Origin of the sequence: Ruminococcus sp. RTP21359st1_H3_RTP21359_211015 (assembly GCF_040909065.1) — a bacterium.
In the GTDB taxonomy this organism is placed as follows: Bacteria; Bacillota; Clostridia; order Oscillospirales; family Ruminococcaceae; genus Hominimerdicola; species Hominimerdicola aceti.
In genome coordinates, this window is sequence record NZ_JBDGDD010000013.1 from 1 (window position 1) to 20,111 (window position 20,111).

Consider the following 20,111-nt stretch of genomic DNA (forward strand, 5'->3'; position numbering starts at 1 on the left):
ATTGATATGGTGTATTATATTCTTGTTGGTATTTTTTCATCAAATTTATTATACCACAAAAAAGACTGCTTTCCTACCCTTTTAAGGGTGGTTGCAGTCTTTTTTTATTGCGCGTTTTTTTACAGCGCCTTTTCTATATAAAGTATTAGCGAACTGTTTTAACCGCAGCTGTTTCAACAACTGCAGCAAGATGGTCATTAACCTCTTTGCTCTGATAGTATTCAGCAAAAGACTCAGTTACTTGATCTGCCCATGACTCTGTAGATTGAGTTTTAACATCCTCAGTATTGATTTTTTCAGCACTTCCTGTTTCATCATCAAGAACGTAAAGCTTATCTGATGCGACCTCGGCAGCGACAGTTGCCACCTTTGTCAACACATCGTCATTTTTATCATATATAACAAAAATGTAACAATTCTTTTTGTTCACAGTCTTAGTGCCTGTATAACCATAAAGCCTTTTGGTTTTTTCAGCCAAAGGATATATCTCCTTGCAGACATCTACGACCTGATTAAACGAATCAACAGCCTCATCTGGTATCTTTTCAAGAGTGCTTCTGTCAGGGAGTGAAGTAGTTTCGTCTGGCACTTCATCAGTAACCTCTGTCTGAGCTGTCGTTACGTCATTATTTGTAAGATTAACATTATTTTCTGTTTTATTATCGGCATTTTTTCCACAAGCCGGCAAAGCAAACATAGTGCAAACTATAGCAACAGCTATCATTAGCTTTTTCATATTGATCCTCCGAATAACCTCTGTAGTCCTAAATCATTATGTCATATTTCAACAGTTTCACATTATATCACATGAAAATTACTCTGTAAAGGGATTATAAAGAATTGTAACAAAATATCCCGATTATGACGAAACTCATAATCGGGATAAATCATTTTTTAGCTATTTGCACAATAAGAGGTTACAAATTTGTTACAACCTAACGAAAAGACTAATCGTAATCTACAACGTCGATCCACTTCATGAGCAGATCCTTCTCCTCTGGTTTGCCCTTAATGAGCTGTGCTGCTGCAACGATCGGCAACCAAGCCTGTACATACTGCTTAGATGTTCCGCTCTTTACGCAATACTTATCAAGATAAGCCTCAGCAAGATCAGGATTGTTAAGGCAGAACAGCAGGTATGTTCTTGCAACGTCAGCAGACGCATTGCCTTGTCTAGCAGAACCCCAATTGATAACATAAGTACCTTCGTCATTGATGATAACGTTCTTTGGCTCAAAGTTACCATGGCAAAGCTTGATGTGCTTTGGCATTGAATCAAGTCTTGTGAGAAGCTCATACTTCTTTATCTCGTCGATCTGACCAAGAGTCTTGATCTGTCTTGCCATCTTATCTTTCAGCTTTGAAAGAAGTGGCATATACTGAGCGTGTATCTCGCACTGAATGTCGATAAACTGGTTAAGATATGTGTCTTTCTTGTCTGGATTTTCGTCCATAAGCTGCTGAAGAGTCTTACCTTTTATAAAGTCCATTGTAATAGCCCATTTGCCGTCGATAACGGAAACCTCGTGAAGAACAGGCATCTTTATAAAGGAATTGCCAAGTGTTGTTTCAACTCTTGCGTGTGTAAGAGCCGCATACAGACACTTTTCCTTGTATTCAGGCTTCTTATAGATCCTGACTGCCATTCCATCAGATTCATAAACATCATAGATGTCGCTGGATGCTACAAAGTTATCAAGTTTCATAAGTCATATCTCCTTTTATTTTAAAATATGGTATTAAGTCGAGCTTCAGAGTATACATCGATTTTTCAACAGCCTTATTGTGTAAAATCACCTTTACATCTCCGTGCTTTCTATGTATCTCTGTTATGTCTATATTATACTACAGATTTTCTAAATGTCAAGCACTTTTTCGTTATTTTCACAACTGTTTTATTTTTGTTTAGTTTTTTTCTTATATTTATTAATCTTTTTTCAGGCAGCATATATGATAAATTTTTATCAATCTGATTTTTATTGTGCATTTTGACGGTCATGAATTGTTAATCTATCATAAAACAATGTTCAATATTTATGTATATTGCATAATAAAGTGACGTAAAATATCAAAAAAGCTGTAACTTTATAAGATTGACAAAAAAATAACAATCGTATATAATATAACTAAGATAAAACCCGAGCGGGGGTTATCAAGAGTAAAAAACAATAATTAATTTATTGGAGGTTTATTTTATGGCAAAGAGTGAAGCTAAAACAGTCGGCATCGTCGATACAGAGGAAGCTTTGACTGCTAAGATCGCTGAAGTAAGAGCTGCACAGGCTATCTTCGCTACCTACACACAGGAGCAGGTAGATAAGATTTTCAAGGCTGCTGCTATCGCTGCTAACAAGGCAAGAATCCCACTTGCAAAGATGGCTGTTGAGGAAACAGGCATGGGTATCGTTGAAGACAAGGTTATCAAGAACAACTATGCTGCTGAGCACATCTACAACAAGTACAAGAATGTTCAGACTTGTGGTGTTTTTGAGGAAAATAAGGCTTACGGCACAATGAGAATTTACGAGCCTATCGGTCTTATCGCTGCTGTTATCCCAACAACAAACCCAACTTCTACTGCTATATTCAAGACACTTATCTGTCTTAAAACAAGAAATGGTATCATAATCTCACCACACCCAAGAGCAAAGAAGTCAACTATCGCTGCTGCTAAGATCGTTTATGATGCAGCTGTTGCAGCAGGTGCTCCAAAGGGTATCATCGGTTGGATCGATGTTCCTTCTCTTGAACTCACAAATATGATAATGAGAGAGTCTGACACTATTCTCGCTACAGGCGGTCCTGGAATGGTAAAGGCTGCTTACTCATCTGGTACACCAGCTCTCGGTGTTGGTGCCGGTAACGCATCAGCTATCATCGATTCTTCTGCTGATATCGTAAACGCTGTAAACTCTATCATTCATTCTAAGACATTTGATAACGGTATGATCTGTGCTACAGAGCAGACAGTTATCGCTGATAAGACAGTTTACAACGATGTTAAGAAGGAATTCATCAAGAGAGGTTGCTACTTCCTCAACGATGAAGAGGCCGATAAGATCAGAAAGACAATGCTTATCAACGGTGCTCTTAACGCTAAGATCGTTGGTCAGCGTCCTGTAACTATCGCTAAAATGGCTGGCTTTGAAGTTCCAGAGGATACAAAGGTACTCATCGGCGAGGCTACAAGCACAGCTCCTGAAGAGGCTTTCGGTCACGAAAAGCTCACAACTATCCTTGGTATGTACAAGTCAAAGAATTTTGACGACGCTCTTGACATCGCAGAGGCACTTCTCGTAAACAACGGTGGTCTTGGTCATACTTCAGTTCTTTGGGTAGATAACATAAACGAGAGAGAAAAGCTCAATAAGTTCGCTGCAAGAATGAAGACTTGCCGTCTTATCGTAAACACACCTTCTTCACTCGGCGGTATCGGTGACCTCTACAACTTTGACTTTGCTCCTTCCCTCACACTCGGCTGCGGTTCATGGGGCGGCAACTCAGTTTCTGAGAACGTTGGCGTTAAGCACCTGCTGAACATTAAGACAGTCGTTGAGAGGAGAGAGAATATGCTTTGGTTCAGAGCACCTGAAAAGGTATACTTCAAGAAGGGTTGTCTCCCTGTTGCTCTTGACGAGTTGAAGACTGTTATGGGCAAGAAAAAGGCATTCATCGTAACAGACCAGTTCCTTTATAAGAATGGTTATACAAAGGCTATCACAGATAAACTCGATGAAATGGGTATTCTCCACGAAACATTCTTCGATGTTGCTCCAGACCCAACACTTGCTTGTGCACTTGAGGGTGTTGCTCAGTTGAGAGCTTTCGAGCCTGACACAATTATCGCTATCGGCGGTGGTTCTGCAATGGACGCTGGTAAGATCATGTGGGTTCTTTACGAGCATCCAGACGCTGACTTCTTCGATATGGCTATGAGATATATTGATATCCGTAAGAGAGTTTACACATTCCCTAAGATGGGTGAGAAGGCATACTTCATTGCTATCCCAACATCTTCTGGTACAGGTTCTGAGGTAACACCTTTCGCAGTTATCACTGATGAAAAGACAGGTACTAAGTATCCTCTGGCTGACTATCAGCTCATGCCTAACATGGCTATCGTTGATACAGATATGATGATGTCTGCTCCAAGAGGTCTGACTTCTGCATCAGGTATCGACGCTCTGACACACGCTCTTGAGGCTTATGCATCTGTAATGGCTACAGATTACACTGACGGTCTTGCACTTAGAGCTATGAAGCTTATCTTCAAGTATCTGCCAGGTGCATATGACAACGGTCAGACAGACGTTAAGGCTCGTGAGGAAATGGCTACAGCATCTACAATGGCTGGTATGGCATTCGCTAACGCATTCCTCGGTGTTTGCCACTCAATGGCTCATAAGCTCGGTGCTTATCATCACCTGCCACATGGCATTGCTAACGCTCTCCTTATCACAATGGTAATGAGATACAACGCTGACCCAACACCTAGAAAGATGGGTACTTTCTCACAGTATCAGTATCCACATACTCTTGAGAGATACTGCGAGTGTGCACATTCACTTGGTATCGTTGGTAAGAACGATGAGGATACACTCAACAAGTTCATCGACGCTATCGAGGCTCTTAAGGAAAGAGTTGGTATCAAGAAGACTATCGCTGATTACGGCGTAGACGAGAAGCACTTCCTTGACACTCTCGACAACATGGTTGAGGACGCATTTGATGACCAGTGCACAGGTGCTAACCCAAGATACCCACTGATGAGCGAGCTTAAGGAAATGTACCTCAAGGCTTACTATGGCAAATAATCTTTGCTGACAAAGCAATTTGCAGAGTGACTAATATTTGATTATTAGTTGATCTATAATAAACCTCCGACTGCTTGTTCCCTTTAGGGAGCAGGCAGTCATTTTTTTGTTAAGTTGCACTTAAAATAATGTAAGATATGTGTATTATATATATGCAAATAACAGTTGAAAAAGGAAAAAATATATGGTATAATGGAATAAGTATAAATTATTTCAGAGCAATATCTGATGTGATTTTTACATAACACTTGGCGACACTCCGCCATACAAAGAGGTTACAAATATGAACAACAAAAATTATGACGTTATTATCGCTGGCTGCGGTGCGGCAGGTCTATATGCAGCACTTAACCTTTCCCGTGATTTAAATGTACTTGTGCTTTCCAAAAGAGAGCTGACCTTGTGTAACTCTTCCCTTGCACAGGGTGGAATTGCAGGCGTTTATGACAATCCAAAGGACTCGCCTGAATATCACAAACATGATACATTTGTAGCAGGCGGATTTGAAAATGATCCTGAGTCCACTCAGGTCCTTGTTGATGAAGCCTATATTGACATTGGAAAACTCATAGAGCTTGGTGCTGACTTTGATAAGTGTCCTGATGGATCTTATCACCGCACTCTCGAAGGCGGACACGGTATGAACAGGATTTTTCATCATGCCGATACCACAGGTCTGGAGATCGAAACAACTCTACTAAGAAATGTTCAACAGCTAGATAATGTTGAAATACTCGAAAATGCCGTTATGTGCAACGCAAAGAAAACCAAAACAGGTTTCTCCATTCTTGTGCTGACTAATGACAACGAATATACGACATATAATTGCAGATACGCCATTTTTGCAACTGGTGGAATAGGCAGAGTTTACGAATACACTACAAACTCCGCTATCGCAACAGGCGACGGCATAACTATCGCTCATGAGCTTGGAGCAGAGATAAAAAACCTCAGCTATATCCAGTTCCACCCAACAGGCTTTAACAACAAGCACACTCGTGAAACTTTCCTTATATCTGAATCTGTCAGAGGCGAGGGAGCTTATCTTAAAAATTGCAACGGCGAAAGATTTATGCAAAACTATGACGATCGTCTGGAGCTTGCGCCAAGAGATGTTGTTTCTCATGCGATCATGGCTGAAGCCAAGAAAACAGGCTCTGACAAATTCTATCTTGATATCACTCACAAAGACCCTGAGTTTGTCAGAAACAGATTTCCTATGATAAATGAAAAGCTTCTCGAAGCAGGTTATGACATGACCAAGGATATGATACCTATTTTTCCTTGTCATCATTACCTTATGGGCGGCATAAATGTTGATACATATGCAAGAACAAACATTGACAGGCTTTATGCCTGCGGCGAATGTTCACATACAGGTGTTCACGGCAATAACAGACTTGCAAGCAATTCCCTACTTGAAGCTTTGGTATTTTCAAGACGTGCTGCGGCTGACATCAATGAGAAGATAAAATCTGACAGTGGTGACCTTGAAACATACGATTTCAAGATAGACAATGAAGCCCCGCACATTCCTCATGGCATAAGAACAGAGATAAGAGATATAATGCAGCGTGCATATTTCGTTATCCCTGATAAGGAGGCTTTGCCGCCTGATCTTGAAGAAGTCACAAAGCTAAAAAATTTCCTTTGTGACGGTAATTTCAAAATAGACAGAGATTATGTTGAAGCAAGATCTCTTACAACTGTCGCTTATATCGTATTAAAGGACGCTATCGAAAAGCTCAAATCCAAAGAAAAAATGGAGGAAAACAAATGAGATTAATGCAGTTTCAGATCGACGATATCATTAAAACAGCTCTGCTGGAGGATATCAACTATATAGACGTTACAACGGATTATCTTGTTGACGAAAATTCAGTTTCAACAGCAAAGTATGTTTCAAAGGACGAAGGCGTTCTTTGTGGAATTGATGTTGCAATGAGAGTTTTTCAGCTTCTTGACAGCAATGTTAAATGTGAGATATTTATCCATGACGGTGAAAAGGTCAAGAAGGGCGACATTATCGCAAGAATAACAGGCTCAACAAGAGCCTTGCTCAAAGGCGAAAGAACGGCACTGAATATCATTCAGCATATGTCAGGCGTTGCAACTGCAACAAACAGATGCGTTGAGCTTGTAAAGGGTACAAAGGCGTCTGTTGCGGATACAAGAAAAACGCTCCCAGGTCTTAGAGTTTTGCAGAAATATGCAGTTACAGTAGGCGGCGGAAGAAACCACAGATACAATCTTTCAGATTGCGCAATGCTAAAAGACACTCACCTTGACGCATATGGCAGCATGACAGGCGCAGTAAACGCTCTCAGAGAAAAAATGGGGCATACTGTCAAGATAGAAGTTGAAGTCGGAAACCTTGAAGAACTCAAAGAAGCTCTTACACTTGGCGTTGAGATAATCATGCTTGACAATATGACAAATGAAGATATGGCAAAGGCTGTTGAAATGACAAATGGCAAAGCACTTTTAGAAGCTTCAGGAAACGTGACCTCTGAAACAATCCGTGCAATAGCTGAAACGGGCGTTGATATCATTTCTATCGGTGCTATCACACACTCAGTCAAGGCGTTTGACATTTCAATGAAAATGGAAAAGTAAGATAAAACAAAAGCCAACGCCATATTAAGGTGTTGGCTTTTATGCTTAAATGGGGGAAAAATATGCGTTATTACAAAAGATCTCATGTGCATTACAGCAAATCAGCAATGAAAATAATAGCGTTAGTTTTCATGTTGGTTGGCGTGACATTTCTTGCAGTTGGAATAGGTTTTGCAATACACCAAACTCAGCTCAAAAACAGATGTACTCTTGAAGTCAATGCTATAATATCAGATATTCTCAGCAAAGATGAACAACACGAAGACGATGACGGACACGTATCATATAGCACAGTTTACACACCAGTGTATTCATATAACGTTGACGGACAGCTCTACACCACTCACAGCAATACATATTCCAGCAACATCAGATACAGAAGAGGACAAACGATCCAGATATTCTGTGACCCTGACGACCCTGAAACGTTTTATGCACCAAATGATACAACCAATACCATATTAACAGTTGTTTTCTGTGGATTAGGCGGGCTGTTTGCGATTATAGCAATAGTGCTTATCATAGTGCTTATACATATAAAGAAAAAGCAGAAATCCGGAAAAAATTTTGCAGAAAATGAATTATACGAAGAAAATAATTATCCATACGACGAATAATTCTGAGAGGAGGAATTTTTATGGCAAGCATTATGGACGGTGAAAGACAATTTCACATCAGAACTATCCCTGAAGAAGTGGGCAGATATGTTATTATGCCGGGTGACCCTGGAAGAGTGCCGAAAATAGCGGCACTTCTTGATGACGCAAAACAGGTGGCTCAAAACAGAGAATACAATGTTTATACAGGCTATCTTGACGGTGAAAAGGTAACTGTGTGCTCGACCGGTATCGGAGGACCATCTGCGGCAATTGCAGTGGAGGAACTGGTAAAGTGCGGCGCAGACACATTTATTCGTATCGGTACAAGCGGAGGAATGGATCTTTCCGTTAGCGGTGGCGACCTTGTTATAGCTTCGGCGGCTGTTCGTGGCGAAGGTACGTCAAAAGAATATCTCCCCGAGGGCTACCCTGCTGTAGCAGATTTCACTGTAACAACCGCCCTTGCAAAAGCTGCGGCTGAACTGTCAGAAGATAAGCTTGGCAAGCGTTATCATGTGGGCGTTGTCCACAGCAAGGACAGCTTTTATGGAGAAGTAGAGCCTGACTCAATGCCTGTGAGCGGCGATATAAATTACCGCTGGGACGCATATTTAAGGTGCGGCTGTATGACTTCCGAAATGGAATGTGCCGCAGTTTTCTCAGTAGGTATCACAAGACACGTCCGTTGTGGAGCTGTTATAACAGCTATATGGAACGTGGAGCGTTCAAAGGCAGACCTTGAAGACAATGTGAGCGACGACACCACAAGAGGTATCCACTGTGCGGTGAACGCTGTGAAAATACTGATAGAACAGGATAAAAAGTGATAAAAAAAGCCGCTGTGACGTTTATTGTCATAGCGGCTAAAATTATTTTATTCTTATTCCAAGGAGCATTGAAAGCTCCACAGCTTGATTGGCTGAAAAAACAGCGTTTCGGAGTTCTCTGAATGTATCAGAAACGCGAAGTCCACTTACAAGACAGGTAGAAAAATCAACGCCGCCGAGAGCCGTTCTGAAAAATGATGTGCCAAGGTATTTGCTGCCGCTGGTCTTGAATGCTTTTAAATTGCAGGAAACAAGCTCAGCGGAGGACATATCACTGTTTTTCACCTGGGTTTCAGACAGCTTGCACTTATCAAATATGGCATATCCGCAGTTTGAGGAATCAAAGGCTACACCTTGAATGGAGCAATCCTTGAACTCTGCGCCAACGAGCTTGCAGGAGCGGAACTCACATCTGCTGAGGTAGGATGAGTCCAGTGATGAATTTGACAGATCGCAGGATATGAACGTCACATCAACGAATGAGGAACGCTCAAAATCGCAATCGGTAAAGGTGCAGTTTTCAAACATACAGTTTATAAATGACAGGCAGGAGAGATCTTCGCTTTCAAGATATTCTCCGCTAAATTTACAGCCTGAAATATCGCTGTCAGTGCGTTTTGTAGTACGTTTGACTTCGTTAAGGTCGCACAATGGAAGGTCTTGCATCTTATTCACAGCTTTCCTCCCAATTGTCAGAAAAATCAAAATCATCAGGAAACTGCTCTGCTATAACTGTCTTTGAAAACTGTGAAGCAGTTTCTATAAGCTCTTTGCCTCTTCCCGTCCATGTGAGCAAGTCTGCATCTATATCAACGGCCTGAAATGCAGTTTCAAGGCTTATAGACCTAAGGTCGGCAGCAATGAACTGCGGTTTTGATATAAAACGCCATATAAATGGCTGGGCGCAGATGAACCTTTCGATATATTCAAGGTCTATATTCTTTCTGTATTTTGAGATAAGCTGACCCCTTGTGACTTTTGGTGAATGAAACCTAAACCACATCACTGAGAATGGGTTAAAGCTCTGCACTGCAAATTCGCCTTTATATTTCTTCATCATATGGTCAACTCGGCTTTCAAGCTCTCCAAATGGCGCACCGCCTTTAAGCTCAATAAGAAGTGGCACTTTGCCGTCAACAGTTTTCAGCACCTCTGACAGCAGTGGTATCTTTTCATCACTGTTTTTAAGTTTAAAGGCAGAAAGTTGTTCATAGGTGTAATCAAACACCTTGCCCTCAACGCCGCACATTCTCATAAGGTCATTATCATGGAAAACCACAATGCGGCAATCCTTTGTAAGACGTACATCAAGCTCGATAGAAAGACATTTTTCAACCGCAAGCCTGAATGCGGTAAGAGAATTTTCAGGAACAAGTTCTGAGTGAAGACCTCTGTGAGCAATATATTGGCCAAAATCCATATGGGATACCTCTTTTCGTATTAAAGTCATTTATATTATACTCTCCCAGACTTAGATTGTCAACTGTATCACGCTGGATAATATATATTTCATTCACAGAAAGTTTAAGAATTATCACACAGTATCATCACAATAATAAGATATAATTAAATTTATGTTATGCAGAGGATTTTCTCTCAAAGGAAAGGACAATTATTATGATAAAGAAATTAGCCGCTGTTACAGCAGCTCTCACAATAGCTATTTGCAGCTTTACTTCATGCAGCAAAAATAACGACAGCTCATCAACCGTATCTTCCACAGTGGATTCTTCTGTTTCATCTGTTGACAGCACAACTGAAAAACAGACACCTGAGCCGTCCCTTACAATTGACGGCAAGTCCATTGATACTAAGGACTTTATCGTTTGCACCATTGACGGCAAAGATATTGATTTTGATACTTTCAGATACTATTATTATTATACTATAAGCAAGTACACTTCCACTTACGGAGCAACCCTTGACACTATCAAGTCAACTGACGGTGGTTTTAAGCTTCTTATGGAGGACGTTATCACTGCACTTAAGCAGGAACTTGTTGCACCTGAGCTTGCAGAAGAAAACGGAATTAAGCTTACAGACGATGACAACAAGACAATTGATGACCAGATAGCTAAAGCTAAAGCAAACTATGATTCTGATGAAGCTTATCTTAATGACATTAAGTCGGCTTACCTCACAGAGGATCTTTACAGGAAAATGCTTGAAACAGCCGCTATCTATACTAAAGTAAACGATACTCTTTTTAAGAATAACGGTAAATATGCAACTAAAAAAGAGGACTTTAAAAAAATAGTCAAGGATACAAGCGAGTATTGCCGCGAGATTCACGTTATGATCCCTTTCTATGCACAGGTAGATCTTGATGACAGTACCGCTGACAGTTATGACAGTATGTCACTTTCAGACAAAGCGAGCGCAAAGCAGTCAGCTTATGCGAAGCTTGATGATGACGGTGTAAAGAAAGCTAAGGAAAAGGCTAAGAAGCTTGCAGAAGAAGTTCTGAAAAAAGCTCAGGACGGAGAAGACTTTGACAAGCTTATTGAAAAGTACGGCTGGGATCTCGGTCTTGAAGATCCTTCAACAGGATATTATTTCAATAAAGATACGACTGGATATCCTGAGGAGCTTGTAAAAGACGCTTTCAAACTAAAAGAAAACGGCATTTCCACTGAACTTACAGAGAATGACACATATGGATATTTCATAATCAAGCGTTTGCCGGTTGATATGGATTATGTAGAACAGAACATAGACGATATGATCTATTCATATGATACACCTGCTATCTCAAAGCTTTACAACGAAAGAATGGACAAAATGGAAGTCAAGTATTGCGACCAGTGGGACAAGATAACTGCGGACAGCATAACCTGATGGGTCATGGTATGATTAAAGAGCCTGAGCAGATCTCAGGCTCTTTTTATGCGTTTTTGTGATTGACGTGAGAGTGAATATCTGATATAATAAAAATTGAGGTGATCTTACGGACAGGCTGAAATTTCAAGATGCTTGCGATAAAATCATAGGTAAAAGCCGTGAACGCAACGGCATCGGAACTCTAGGCGAGAAAACGCTTCATGCTGTTTTGAAAAACTATTTTGAGCCATATGGTGAAAATCAGGAGATACGCATTGGCGGATATGTGGCTGATATCGTAGGCGAGAACGGTGTTATCGAGATACAAACAAGACAGTTCAACAAACTGCTGAAAAAACTTGAAGCCTTTCTTGACTACTGTGACGTGACAGTGGTCTACCCTATCCCTGCGGTCAAATATGTCCGTTGGATAGATACTGAAACAGGAGAGTTGTCAGAAAAGCACAAATCGCCGAGAAAATACACTATCTATGAAGTCATGCCCGAACTGTACAAAATAAAATACACCCTTGATAACCCCCGATTTCATTTGTGCCTTTGTATGCTTGAAACCGAGGAGATAAGATTGCTTAACGGCTGGTCAAAGAACAAAAAGCGTGGATCTTCACGCCATGACAGGATACCAAAAGGTCTTATTGATGAAATACATATCGACTGCCCTGCCGACTTTGATATGTTCCTCCCTGAGGACCTGCCAAAAAAGTTCACTTCTAAAGACTTTGCCCTTAATGCAAAGATATCTCGTGAATATGCACAGGTAACGCTTAATATACTCACATATCTTGAAAGAGTGAAACGTGTGGGCAAACAGCGTGCTAATATACTTTATGAGAAAACTGAATGAGCAAGACTCTTTACATACAGTGCGAAAGGAAGCTGTCAATGAAACTAAAACGAAAAATCAGCAGGATATTATCCATGACGCTGGCAATAATGCTGCTTGTGCCTGCGATGTGTGCAGACGCATTCAATTTTACACCTACATCAGGCTATGACGATGACGGAAAAGCGATACCGTTGGAGCTTTACTCTGAAGCGGTCTATATGGTCAATCTTGACAGCGGTGAAGCTATCGTTGACATAAACGGTGAGGATGAGCGTGTGCCTGCTTCCCTAACAAAGATAATGACTGCTGTGGTGCTTCTGGACAAATTCAAAGGTGATGAACAAAAACTGAAAGATACATACTATTCAGCAGGCTCGGAAGCATTTGATGAACTATATGATACTGGTGCTTCAACAGCTGATATACAACCAGGCGAAGAAGTAAGCTGTTATGATCTCCTGGCGGCACTGCTTATCCCATCCTCATGTGAAGCAGCGAATATAATCGCTTTGAATGTGTCCGATTCCATAACAGAATTTACAGATCTTATGAATGAAAAAGCTGAAAAACTCGGCATGGAAAATACACACTTTTCAAATGCACATGGTCTGTGGGCGCAACAGAATTATTCATCCTGCAAGGATATGGCAACTCTTTGTGAATATGCCATAAGCAAATATCAGGTGTTTCGTGATATTGTCTGTCTGCCAAGCTATCATATGGCATCCACCTCTTATCACTCAGATGGTACAGATATTTATAATACAAACCTTATGCTTGACTCAATGACCGATTATTACTACTCCTATACTAAAGGCATAAAGACAGGCACCCTTGACTCCGCTGGAAGATGTTTAGCTTCATATGCGGAATATGAAGGCACCACATATCTTATTGTGACAATGGGTGCACCAATGGATAAGCTTGAAGAAGATGTGAAGAAGGGTGAGGAAGATCCTGATTCCATATATGGTGGAGATAATGTTTACTACAACCTCCTTGATCACATCAGTCTTTACAAATGGGCATTTTCAAGTCTTGTAGCAACGGATTTTGTGGACAAAAACAGCGAAGTCCGTGATGTAAAGGTAAGCTACGGTGACGGCATAGATTATGCAAATCTAAAACCTGCAAATGGTTTTACAAGGCTGTGGCCTGTAGATATATCAGTAAATGATGTGGAAAAGAAAATAACCGTTTTTGACAACGTTGTTGCACCTGTTGAAGTTGGCGATGTGCTTGGTAAAATGGAACTTGTCTACAAAGGTGAGGTGCTTGCAACTATAGATCTTGTTTCCACAACTAAAGTAGAACGTTCCCAAGTCAAAGCGAAGGTTAAAATAGCTAAGTCATACTTTGAATCGTCTGTTTTCAAGGTCACATTAACAATACTTATTGCACTTATAGTAATATACTCTGTGATACATATTGCAAAAATACAGAAAAAATACATGAAATAAAATAAGTGGTCTGCTCACTATGAATCGTGGACAGGCCGCTCTTTTGCGTTTACTGATCTTTATTTTCGTTGTGATCGTCAACTATTTCTGGATCATCCTCTCTGTTGACCTCATTTACCTCATCAGCACTTGGAATGACCATGGCGTCAAGCTGTTCAGGCGTAAGCGGAATACGCTTTTCATTTTTCTTATACAAATGCTCAACATCCTCCATATAATAGTCGGTATCTACAGGGAGCTTCTTCTTTCTTAACCGCTGAACAACGCTCTCTCGTGTAAAAGTATAAAGCAATGCAAAAGTCGGAACTGCAATGACCATACCTATGAACCCAAACAAATTTCCAAAGAAGAACAGTGATACCAGCACCCAAAAACCCGGAAGCCCAGTAGAATCACCAAGTATCTTAGGGCCAAGGATATTGCCGTCAAACTGCTGTAGAATAACTATGAAAATGAGAAGAATAATGGCTTTTTTAGGATCAATAAAAAGCATAAGTGCAGTTGATGGTATCGCACCGATTATCGGTCCAAAAAATGGGATAATATTAGTTACACCCACTAGAACACTTATCATGATGTTGTAAGGCATATTCATGATAGTCAGACCTATAAAGCAAAGAACTCCGATTATTGCCGAGTCAATGATCTTTCCGCTCAAAAAACCTGCAAAAACTTTATTTGTTTCAGTGCAAACTCTCATGATCTTCTCACATGTAGACTTTTTGGTGTTTGCAATGATTATCTTCTTAGCCTGAGCAAGAAGCTTTTCCTTGCTGCAAAGCATATAGATAGAAACGATAAATCCAAATACAAAGTTTTTAAGAACATTAATAACGCCCCAAGCACCCGAAAGAATATTTTCAAACATCGGCTGTATCTTCTCGATAACGGTTCCCAAATCAGTTGAAAAAGCTTTGAGTTTCTCCGTAGCCATTGTTTCGATATCAGGATAGTTTTTAAACAGCTTATTTATCCAACCCTGCACTTTAACAACGATGTTAGATGCATTGTTAAAAATATCAATTATGGAATTTATAAGTTCTGGAACAACAACATAAGTAAGTCCAACAACTATCCCCAGAAAAACAAGTGACGCTACAGTTACTGAGCAGGCTCTGGTAAGCTTTTTCTTAGCTGGATTTTTTACCACTTTATTTCTGAACAGCTTTTCAAAATTCACCATTATAGGATTTATAAGAAATGCGATCACAAGGCCAACTATAACAGGCGTAAGTGCAGAAACAAGTGTGGAAATAAGCTTTAAGATCGTATTAAATTTAAATACAGCCACTACCAAAAGCACATTTATAGCAATAACGATAACTGCATAAAATGCAATTGTGGTGTATTTCTTATTAGTTTGTACTTTCATATAATTTCCTTTCTTAATTACCTTAACTATTACTTTATTATACACTACATTATTTATAAATGCAAGGAATATTGAAAATTTAAAATTATTTATTTTGGTATAAATCCAAATTGCAAAAGAATATTTACAAAATAGCAATATTATTTACATTTTCTGATATTGACATTTTAGAAACAGAGGAATATAATAAGACTAAAGTTAATACGATAAATCCTATGAGCAAAAGTAAGTAGTTTGATGCAAAAGGTCACAGAGAGTCAGCGGTAGGTGTGAGCTGATACATTTTCTTCAGATGAATGGATTTGTGAGGAGCGGTGTGAAAGTTTTTACGAGTATCACTCGCCGTGATTCCTGCGTTAAAGGACAGGATATTGATTTCTGCCAGTCAGAATGCGTATCTGTGAGCCGATAATTTATTATCGGGAAATTGGGTGGCACCACGGTTCTATCGTCCCATAACTAGATGTTATGTGTGATGACAGGACTTTTTTTATTGTCAATTTTACGACAAAAAAGCATTTAGGAGGAATATTTATGCTGTACCCTGCTATTGAACAAGTAAAGGAACTTTTTGAAAACTACAAGACTGTGCCTGTATTCTATGAGCTTCTCATGGATTCATGTACGCCAATACAACTTTTTAACTGTCTGCACGAGGCGTATGATGATTGTTTCATTCTTGAATCTGTAGATAATAAAGACCAGTGGGGCAGATATTCCTATGTGGGAATTGATCCTAAATGTGAGTATATTCTTAACAAGCACGTTGTTACTGTTAGGGAGAAAGGCAAGGCTGATGAAACGGTAAAAGTCGATGATCCTATCGCTTTCTTTTCTGAGATAATCGAAGGCCACAAGTCACCGAGATTCAATAATTATCCAAAGCTCACAGGTGGTCTAATAGGATTTTTCGCTTATGACATGATAAGATACTTTGAGAAAACACTGTGCAACCCACCTGAGGACGATCTTAAGCTTCCTGACGCTGACCTGCACCTTTTTGAAAAGATCGTTGCTTACGATCACCTTTCAAACAAGGCTGTAATAATCCTCAACATCAATAAGAGCGATGATCTTGAAACTAAATACAAAGAATGTGAAAAGATATGCAACGAAGTAGTTGAAACTCTTAGAAATTACAAGCCTGTTATGAAAACTCCAAAGACAATGGAGGACAACATCACAGTAAAATCCAACATCACAAAGGAACATTATTTCGCAAACGTTGAAAAGGCTAAGGAATACATCAAAGAGGGCGACATCTTCCAGATAGTTCCTTCACAGAGATTTGAGATAGACAATCCGCCAGACAGCTTTGACGTTTACAGAATGCTCCGCTCCACTAATCCGTCACCTTACCTTTACTACTTTAAGCACAATGATTATGCTGTTGCAGGCGCTTCACCTGAAATGCTTGTATCTGTTGAAAACAGAACGGTAGTAACAAGACCAATTGCAGGCACTATTAAGCGTGGAGCGACCTACGACGAAGATATCCGCAATGAACAACAGCTTCTCAACGATCCAAAGGAAAGAGCTGAACACACAATGCTCGTTGACCTTGGAAGAAACGACATAGGAAAGGTTTCTGAGTTCGGCTCCGTAACTGTTACAGACATGATGATAGTTGAAAGATATTCAAAGGTTATGCACCTTGTATCGAATGTAAAGGGTACACTGAGAGAAGATAAAAAACCTCTTGACGCACTTATGGCAGTTCTTCCTGCCGGCACTCTTTCAGGCGCACCGAAGGTAAGAGCAATGGAGATAATCGACGAGCTTGAAACAACAAAAAGAGGCCTTTATGGCGGAACAGTTGGTTATCTTGCATTTGACGGTTCGCTGGATACTTGTATCGCTATAAGGACAGTGCTTTTCAAAAATAACAAGGCTTATATCCAAGCAGGAGGCGGAGTTGTCGCAGACTCAGTTCCTGAGAACGAATATCAGGAGTCATGCAACAAGGCAATGGCTGTTATAAATGCAATAAAAGAAGCAAGCAAATTATAATTTAAAAGGAGTTAATAACATGAGCAATAATATTATTCTTACAGGCGATAGACCAACTGGATCACTTCATCTTGGTCATTATGTAGGTTCTCTCAGAAAAAGAGTTGAACTTCAAAACACAGGAAAATTTGATCAGTTCGTTATGATAGCCGATCTTCAGGCACTTACAGATAACGCTGACAATCCTGAGAAGATAAGACAAAACATTCTTGAGGTAATGCTTGACTATCTTGCGGTAGGACTTGAGCCTGACAAGACAACATTCTTCGTTCAGTCACATATCCCAGCACTTTATGAGCTTCCAATGTACTATTCAAACCTCGTTACAATGTCAAGACTTGAAAGAAACCCTACTATCAAGTCTGAGATAAAAATGAGAAACTTTGAAAGAAACCTTCCTGTTGGCTTTATGACATATCCTATCAGCCAGGCAGCAGACATCACAGCATTCAAGGCTAAGTATGTTCCTGTTGGAGAAGATCAGCTTCCAATGCTTGAACAGGCAAGAGAGATAGTAAACAGCTTCAACAGAATTTATAAGTGCGATATACTTGTTGAGCCTGAGGCTGTTCTCCCAGACAACGCAAGCTGCAACAGACTTGTTGGTACAGACGGCAACACAAAGATGAGCAAATCTCTTGGCAACTGCATTTACCTTAAAGACGATGAAAAAACGCTGAAAAACAAGATAATGTCAATGTACACTGACCCTACACACATCAATGTAAGCGACCCTGGTCACACAGAGGGCAATCCTGTATTTATCTATCTTGACGCATTCAGCAAGGACGAAGATTTTGCTAAATACTTCCCTGACTATAAGAACCTCGCAGAGATGAAAGAACATTATGAGCGTGGCGGCCTTGGCGATATGAAATGCAAGAAGTTCCTTAACAACGTTATGCAGGAATTTCTCGCACCAATCAGAGCAAGACGTGAGGAATATGAAAAAGACAAAGAGCAGCTCATAGAGATACTTAAAAAAGGCACACAACGTGCAATAGAGGTTTCAAACGAAACTGTTTCAGAAATAAGGAATGCTATCGGCATAAACTACTTCAACGACAAAACTTTCATTGATAAGTTTGTACTGTAAAGGAAGATTACTATGATTTTACTTATTGACAACTATGACAGCTTTACCTACAATCTTTATCAGGCTGTAGGCGTACTCACAAAAGACATTACAGTAGCAAGAAATGATGAGATAACCATAGAAGAGATCGAAAAAATGTCACCTGCGGCTATCATCATCTCCCCTGGTCCTGGTTATCCAAAGGACGCAGGAATTTCCGAAGAGGTCATAAAGACATTCAGTGGCAGGATCCCTATACTTGGCGTTTGTCTAGGACACCAGGCGATAGCCGAAGCATTCGGTGGAAAAATAGTTCACGCAAAGCAGCAGCTTCACGGCAAGCAGACAGATATTAATCTTAACACTGCAAACCCACTTTTCAGCGGTCTGAAAAGCACAATAAAAGCCGCAAGATATCACTCACTTGTTGTTGACAGCATTTCACTTCCTGCCTGCCTGTCTGTTATTGCAACTGACGATAAAGCTCAGATAATGGCAATAAGACACAGAGAACACCCGACATACGGCGTTCAGTTCCACCCTGAGTCAGTTCTCACTGGCGAAGTTGGAAACATGATAATCGAAAACTTCCTGAACGATATCGCAGGCATAAAGACCACAAAAACAAAGTCTGCAGCTCTTCCTGACAGCGAGAGAGTTGAGCTTAAAAAGTATCTCAAAATAGTACGTGATGGAAAGTCACTAACTGAGGACGAAGCTTATAAAGCAATGGATATCATCATGAGCGACAGAGCTTCTAATGCTCAGATCGCTTGCCTGCTCACAGCACTGAGAATGAAGGGCGAAACTATCGACGAGATAACAGGCTTTGCAAAGGTAATGAGAGAAAAAATGTCAAAGGTCAATGTCAAGGGTACTCTTGATATAGTTGGCACAGGTGGAGATCTTTCAAACAGCTTCAACATTTCCACAACCTCTTCATTCGTAATTGCGGCAGCAGGACAGAAAGTCGCAAAACACGGCAACAGAAGCGTTTCTTCAAAGAGCGGTGCGGCTGATGTTCTCGAGGCTCTTGGAGTTAAAATTCAGTCAACACATGAACAGGCTGAAAAGTCCCTTGACGAGATCGGTCTTTCATTCCTGTTTGCACAGTCATATCACTCAGCAATGAGATTTGTAGGACCTACAAGAGCGCAGATAGGTGTAAGAACTGTTTTCAACATTCTCGGACCTCTCGCAAATCCTGCAAAAGCAGACTTCATGATACTTGGCACATATGACCCTGATCTGCTTGAACCTATGGCTAAGGTGCTTATGAATCTTGGCATAAAGAGAGCAATGCTCGTTTACGGCAACGACAGACTTGACGAAGTTTCTATATCAGCTCCTACAACTATTTGCGAGATAAACGGCGGAAAGCTTATCAAGTATGAGATAAAGCCTGAGGACTTCGGTCTTAAAAGAGGCAAGCTTGCTGATATCGTTGGCGAGGACGGAAAGGGCAACGCAGCTATCACAAGAGGTATACTTGAGGGCACAATCAAGGGTGCAAAGAGAGATATCGTTCTTCTCAACTCAGGCTGTGCACTTTATATCTGCGGCAAATGCGACAGCATCGAAGAGGGCGTAAAGACTGCAGCTGAAATGATAGACAGCGGCAAGGCTCTTAAAAAGCTTGAAGAACTTGTTGAACTTACTAACAGAGGATAA

At 40.4% G+C, this 20,111-nt stretch carries 16 protein-coding genes and 1 other annotated feature; of the genes, 11 read left to right on the top strand and 5 right to left on the bottom strand.

The genetic code is table 11. The features are described from left to right. Window positions 1–145: 145 nt before the first annotated feature. Both AB5Z01_RS06890 and AB5Z01_RS06895 read right to left on the bottom strand, forming a co-directional pair. Window positions 146–736: a hypothetical protein gene (locus AB5Z01_RS06890; RefSeq protein WP_046441888.1), complete on the bottom strand. Its 591-nt coding sequence runs from the start codon at window positions 734–736 to the stop codon at window positions 146–148. 211 nt (window positions 737–947) lie between these two features. Then, the gene (locus tag AB5Z01_RS06895) at window positions 948–1,706 is read right to left on the bottom strand and encodes a phosphotransferase family protein (protein ID WP_022288440.1); all 759 of its coding nucleotides are present in this window, start codon (window positions 1,704–1,706) and stop codon (window positions 948–950) included. Between the two features lie 489 nt (window positions 1,707–2,195). Between AB5Z01_RS06895 and adhE the strand changes: the two genes are divergently transcribed. From adhE to udp, 5 genes are all read left to right on the top strand, one after another. Then, window positions 2,196–4,814: a bifunctional acetaldehyde-CoA/alcohol dehydrogenase gene (gene adhE / locus AB5Z01_RS06900; protein WP_038671794.1), complete on the top strand. Its 2,619-nt coding sequence runs from the start codon at window positions 2,196–2,198 to the stop codon at window positions 4,812–4,814. A 283-nt stretch (window positions 4,815–5,097) separates the two neighbouring features. Continuing rightward, a complete protein-coding gene (locus AB5Z01_RS06905) occupies window positions 5,098–6,594 on the top strand; it encodes an L-aspartate oxidase (RefSeq protein WP_216553105.1) in 1,497 nt (498 codons plus the stop codon). Further along, the gene (nadC, locus tag AB5Z01_RS06910) at window positions 6,591–7,430 is read left to right on the top strand and encodes a carboxylating nicotinate-nucleotide diphosphorylase (RefSeq protein ID WP_195220904.1); all 840 of its coding nucleotides are present in this window, start codon (window positions 6,591–6,593) and stop codon (window positions 7,428–7,430) included. Before AB5Z01_RS06905 ends, nadC begins: the two co-directional genes overlap by 4 nt. Window positions 7,431–7,492: 62 nt before the next feature. Next, complete coding sequence (locus AB5Z01_RS06915; RefSeq protein WP_287216358.1) at window positions 7,493–8,047, top strand: DUF3592 domain-containing protein; 555 nt, start codon at window positions 7,493–7,495, stop codon at window positions 8,045–8,047. 20 nt (window positions 8,048–8,067) lie between these two features. Then, on the top strand, window positions 8,068–8,856 hold the full coding sequence (gene udp, locus AB5Z01_RS06920; protein WP_195246502.1) for a uridine phosphorylase: 789 nt from the start codon (window positions 8,068–8,070) through the stop codon (window positions 8,854–8,856). Between the two features lie 42 nt (window positions 8,857–8,898). Here udp and AB5Z01_RS06925 read toward each other — a convergent pair whose 3' ends face one another. Together AB5Z01_RS06925 and AB5Z01_RS06930 are read right to left on the bottom strand one after the other, a co-directional pair. Beyond that, window positions 8,899–9,522: a pentapeptide repeat-containing protein gene (locus AB5Z01_RS06925; RefSeq protein ID WP_287216362.1), complete on the bottom strand. Its 624-nt coding sequence runs from the start codon at window positions 9,520–9,522 to the stop codon at window positions 8,899–8,901. 1 nt (window position 9,523) lies between these two features. Then, window positions 9,524–10,276 (bottom strand): glycerophosphodiester phosphodiesterase family protein, encoded by a 753-nt coding sequence (locus AB5Z01_RS06930; protein WP_287216359.1) that lies wholly within the window; start codon window positions 10,274–10,276, stop codon window positions 9,524–9,526. 197 nt (window positions 10,277–10,473) lie between these two features. Here AB5Z01_RS06930 and AB5Z01_RS06935 point away from each other — a divergent pair, with 197 nt between their 5' ends. The 3 genes from AB5Z01_RS06935 to AB5Z01_RS06945 all read left to right on the top strand — a co-directional run bounded on the left by AB5Z01_RS06935 (window position 10,474) and on the right by AB5Z01_RS06945 (window position 13,983). Beyond that, window positions 10,474–11,694, top strand: coding sequence for a peptidylprolyl isomerase (locus AB5Z01_RS06935; RefSeq protein ID WP_195220899.1), 1,221 nt, complete (start codon window positions 10,474–10,476; stop codon window positions 11,692–11,694). A 211-nt stretch (window positions 11,695–11,905) separates the two neighbouring features. Continuing rightward, window positions 11,906–12,541: a hypothetical protein gene (locus AB5Z01_RS06940; protein ID WP_243271215.1), complete on the top strand. Its 636-nt coding sequence runs from the start codon at window positions 11,906–11,908 to the stop codon at window positions 12,539–12,541. Continuing rightward, entirely contained in the window at window positions 12,538–13,983 is a 1,446-nt protein-coding gene (locus AB5Z01_RS06945) for a D-alanyl-D-alanine carboxypeptidase family protein (protein ID WP_243271214.1), read from the top strand. Before AB5Z01_RS06940 ends, AB5Z01_RS06945 begins: the two co-directional genes overlap by 4 nt. Window positions 13,984–14,032: 49 nt before the next feature. Here AB5Z01_RS06945 and AB5Z01_RS06950 read toward each other — a convergent pair whose 3' ends face one another. After that, window positions 14,033–15,355 carry an AI-2E family transporter gene (locus AB5Z01_RS06950; protein ID WP_022288429.1) on the bottom strand — a complete coding sequence of 441 codons (1,323 nt, stop codon included), beginning with the start codon at window positions 15,353–15,355 and terminating at the stop codon, window positions 14,033–14,035. 206 nt (window positions 15,356–15,561) lie between these two features. Next, window positions 15,562–15,814 (top strand) — a binding site (T-box leader). Window positions 15,815–15,889: 75 nt separating this feature from the next. On the opposite strand from AB5Z01_RS06950, the gene trpE reads away from it, so the two are divergent. From trpE to AB5Z01_RS06965, 3 genes are read left to right on the top strand one after another with little or no spacing between them, the layout of a single operon-like run. Beyond that, window positions 15,890–17,365, top strand: coding sequence for an anthranilate synthase component I (trpE, locus tag AB5Z01_RS06955; RefSeq protein WP_368365409.1), 1,476 nt, complete (start codon window positions 15,890–15,892; stop codon window positions 17,363–17,365). Between the two features lie 19 nt (window positions 17,366–17,384). Beyond that, window positions 17,385–18,461, top strand: coding sequence for a tryptophan--tRNA ligase (gene trpS, locus AB5Z01_RS06960; RefSeq protein WP_022288427.1), 1,077 nt, complete (start codon window positions 17,385–17,387; stop codon window positions 18,459–18,461). A gap of 12 nt (window positions 18,462–18,473) precedes the next feature. After that, window positions 18,474–20,111 (top strand): bifunctional anthranilate synthase component II/anthranilate phosphoribosyltransferase, encoded by a 1,638-nt coding sequence (locus AB5Z01_RS06965; RefSeq protein ID WP_287216136.1) that lies wholly within the window; start codon window positions 18,474–18,476, stop codon window positions 20,109–20,111.

Excerpts from the sequence above, each read along its gene's own strand:
- AB5Z01_RS06890 (WP_046441888.1), bottom strand. The coding sequence starts at position 736 with ATGAAAAAGCTAATGATAGCTGTTGCTATAGTTTGCACTATGTTTGCT.
- AB5Z01_RS06895 (WP_022288440.1), bottom strand. The coding sequence starts at position 1,706 with ATGAAACTTGATAACTTTGTAGCATCCAGCGACATCTATGATGTTTAT.
- adhE (WP_038671794.1), top strand. The coding sequence starts at position 2,196 with ATGGCAAAGAGTGAAGCTAAAACAGTCGGCATCGTCGATACAGAGGAA.
- AB5Z01_RS06905 (WP_216553105.1), top strand. The coding sequence starts at position 5,098 with ATGAACAACAAAAATTATGACGTTATTATCGCTGGCTGCGGTGCGGCA.
- nadC (WP_195220904.1), top strand. The coding sequence starts at position 6,591 with ATGAGATTAATGCAGTTTCAGATCGACGATATCATTAAAACAGCTCTG.
- AB5Z01_RS06915 (WP_287216358.1), top strand. The coding sequence starts at position 7,493 with ATGCGTTATTACAAAAGATCTCATGTGCATTACAGCAAATCAGCAATG.
- udp (WP_195246502.1), top strand. The coding sequence starts at position 8,068 with ATGGCAAGCATTATGGACGGTGAAAGACAATTTCACATCAGAACTATC.
- AB5Z01_RS06925 (WP_287216362.1), bottom strand. The coding sequence starts at position 9,522 with ATGCAAGACCTTCCATTGTGCGACCTTAACGAAGTCAAACGTACTACA.
- AB5Z01_RS06930 (WP_287216359.1), bottom strand. The coding sequence starts at position 10,276 with ATGGATTTTGGCCAATATATTGCTCACAGAGGTCTTCACTCAGAACTT.
- AB5Z01_RS06935 (WP_195220899.1), top strand. The coding sequence starts at position 10,474 with ATGATAAAGAAATTAGCCGCTGTTACAGCAGCTCTCACAATAGCTATT.
- AB5Z01_RS06945 (WP_243271214.1), top strand. The coding sequence starts at position 12,538 with ATGAGCAAGACTCTTTACATACAGTGCGAAAGGAAGCTGTCAATGAAA.
- AB5Z01_RS06950 (WP_022288429.1), bottom strand. The coding sequence starts at position 15,355 with ATGAAAGTACAAACTAATAAGAAATACACCACAATTGCATTTTATGCA.
- trpE (WP_368365409.1), top strand. The coding sequence starts at position 15,890 with ATGCTGTACCCTGCTATTGAACAAGTAAAGGAACTTTTTGAAAACTAC.
- trpS (WP_022288427.1), top strand. The coding sequence starts at position 17,385 with ATGAGCAATAATATTATTCTTACAGGCGATAGACCAACTGGATCACTT.
- AB5Z01_RS06965 (WP_287216136.1), top strand. The coding sequence starts at position 18,474 with ATGATTTTACTTATTGACAACTATGACAGCTTTACCTACAATCTTTAT.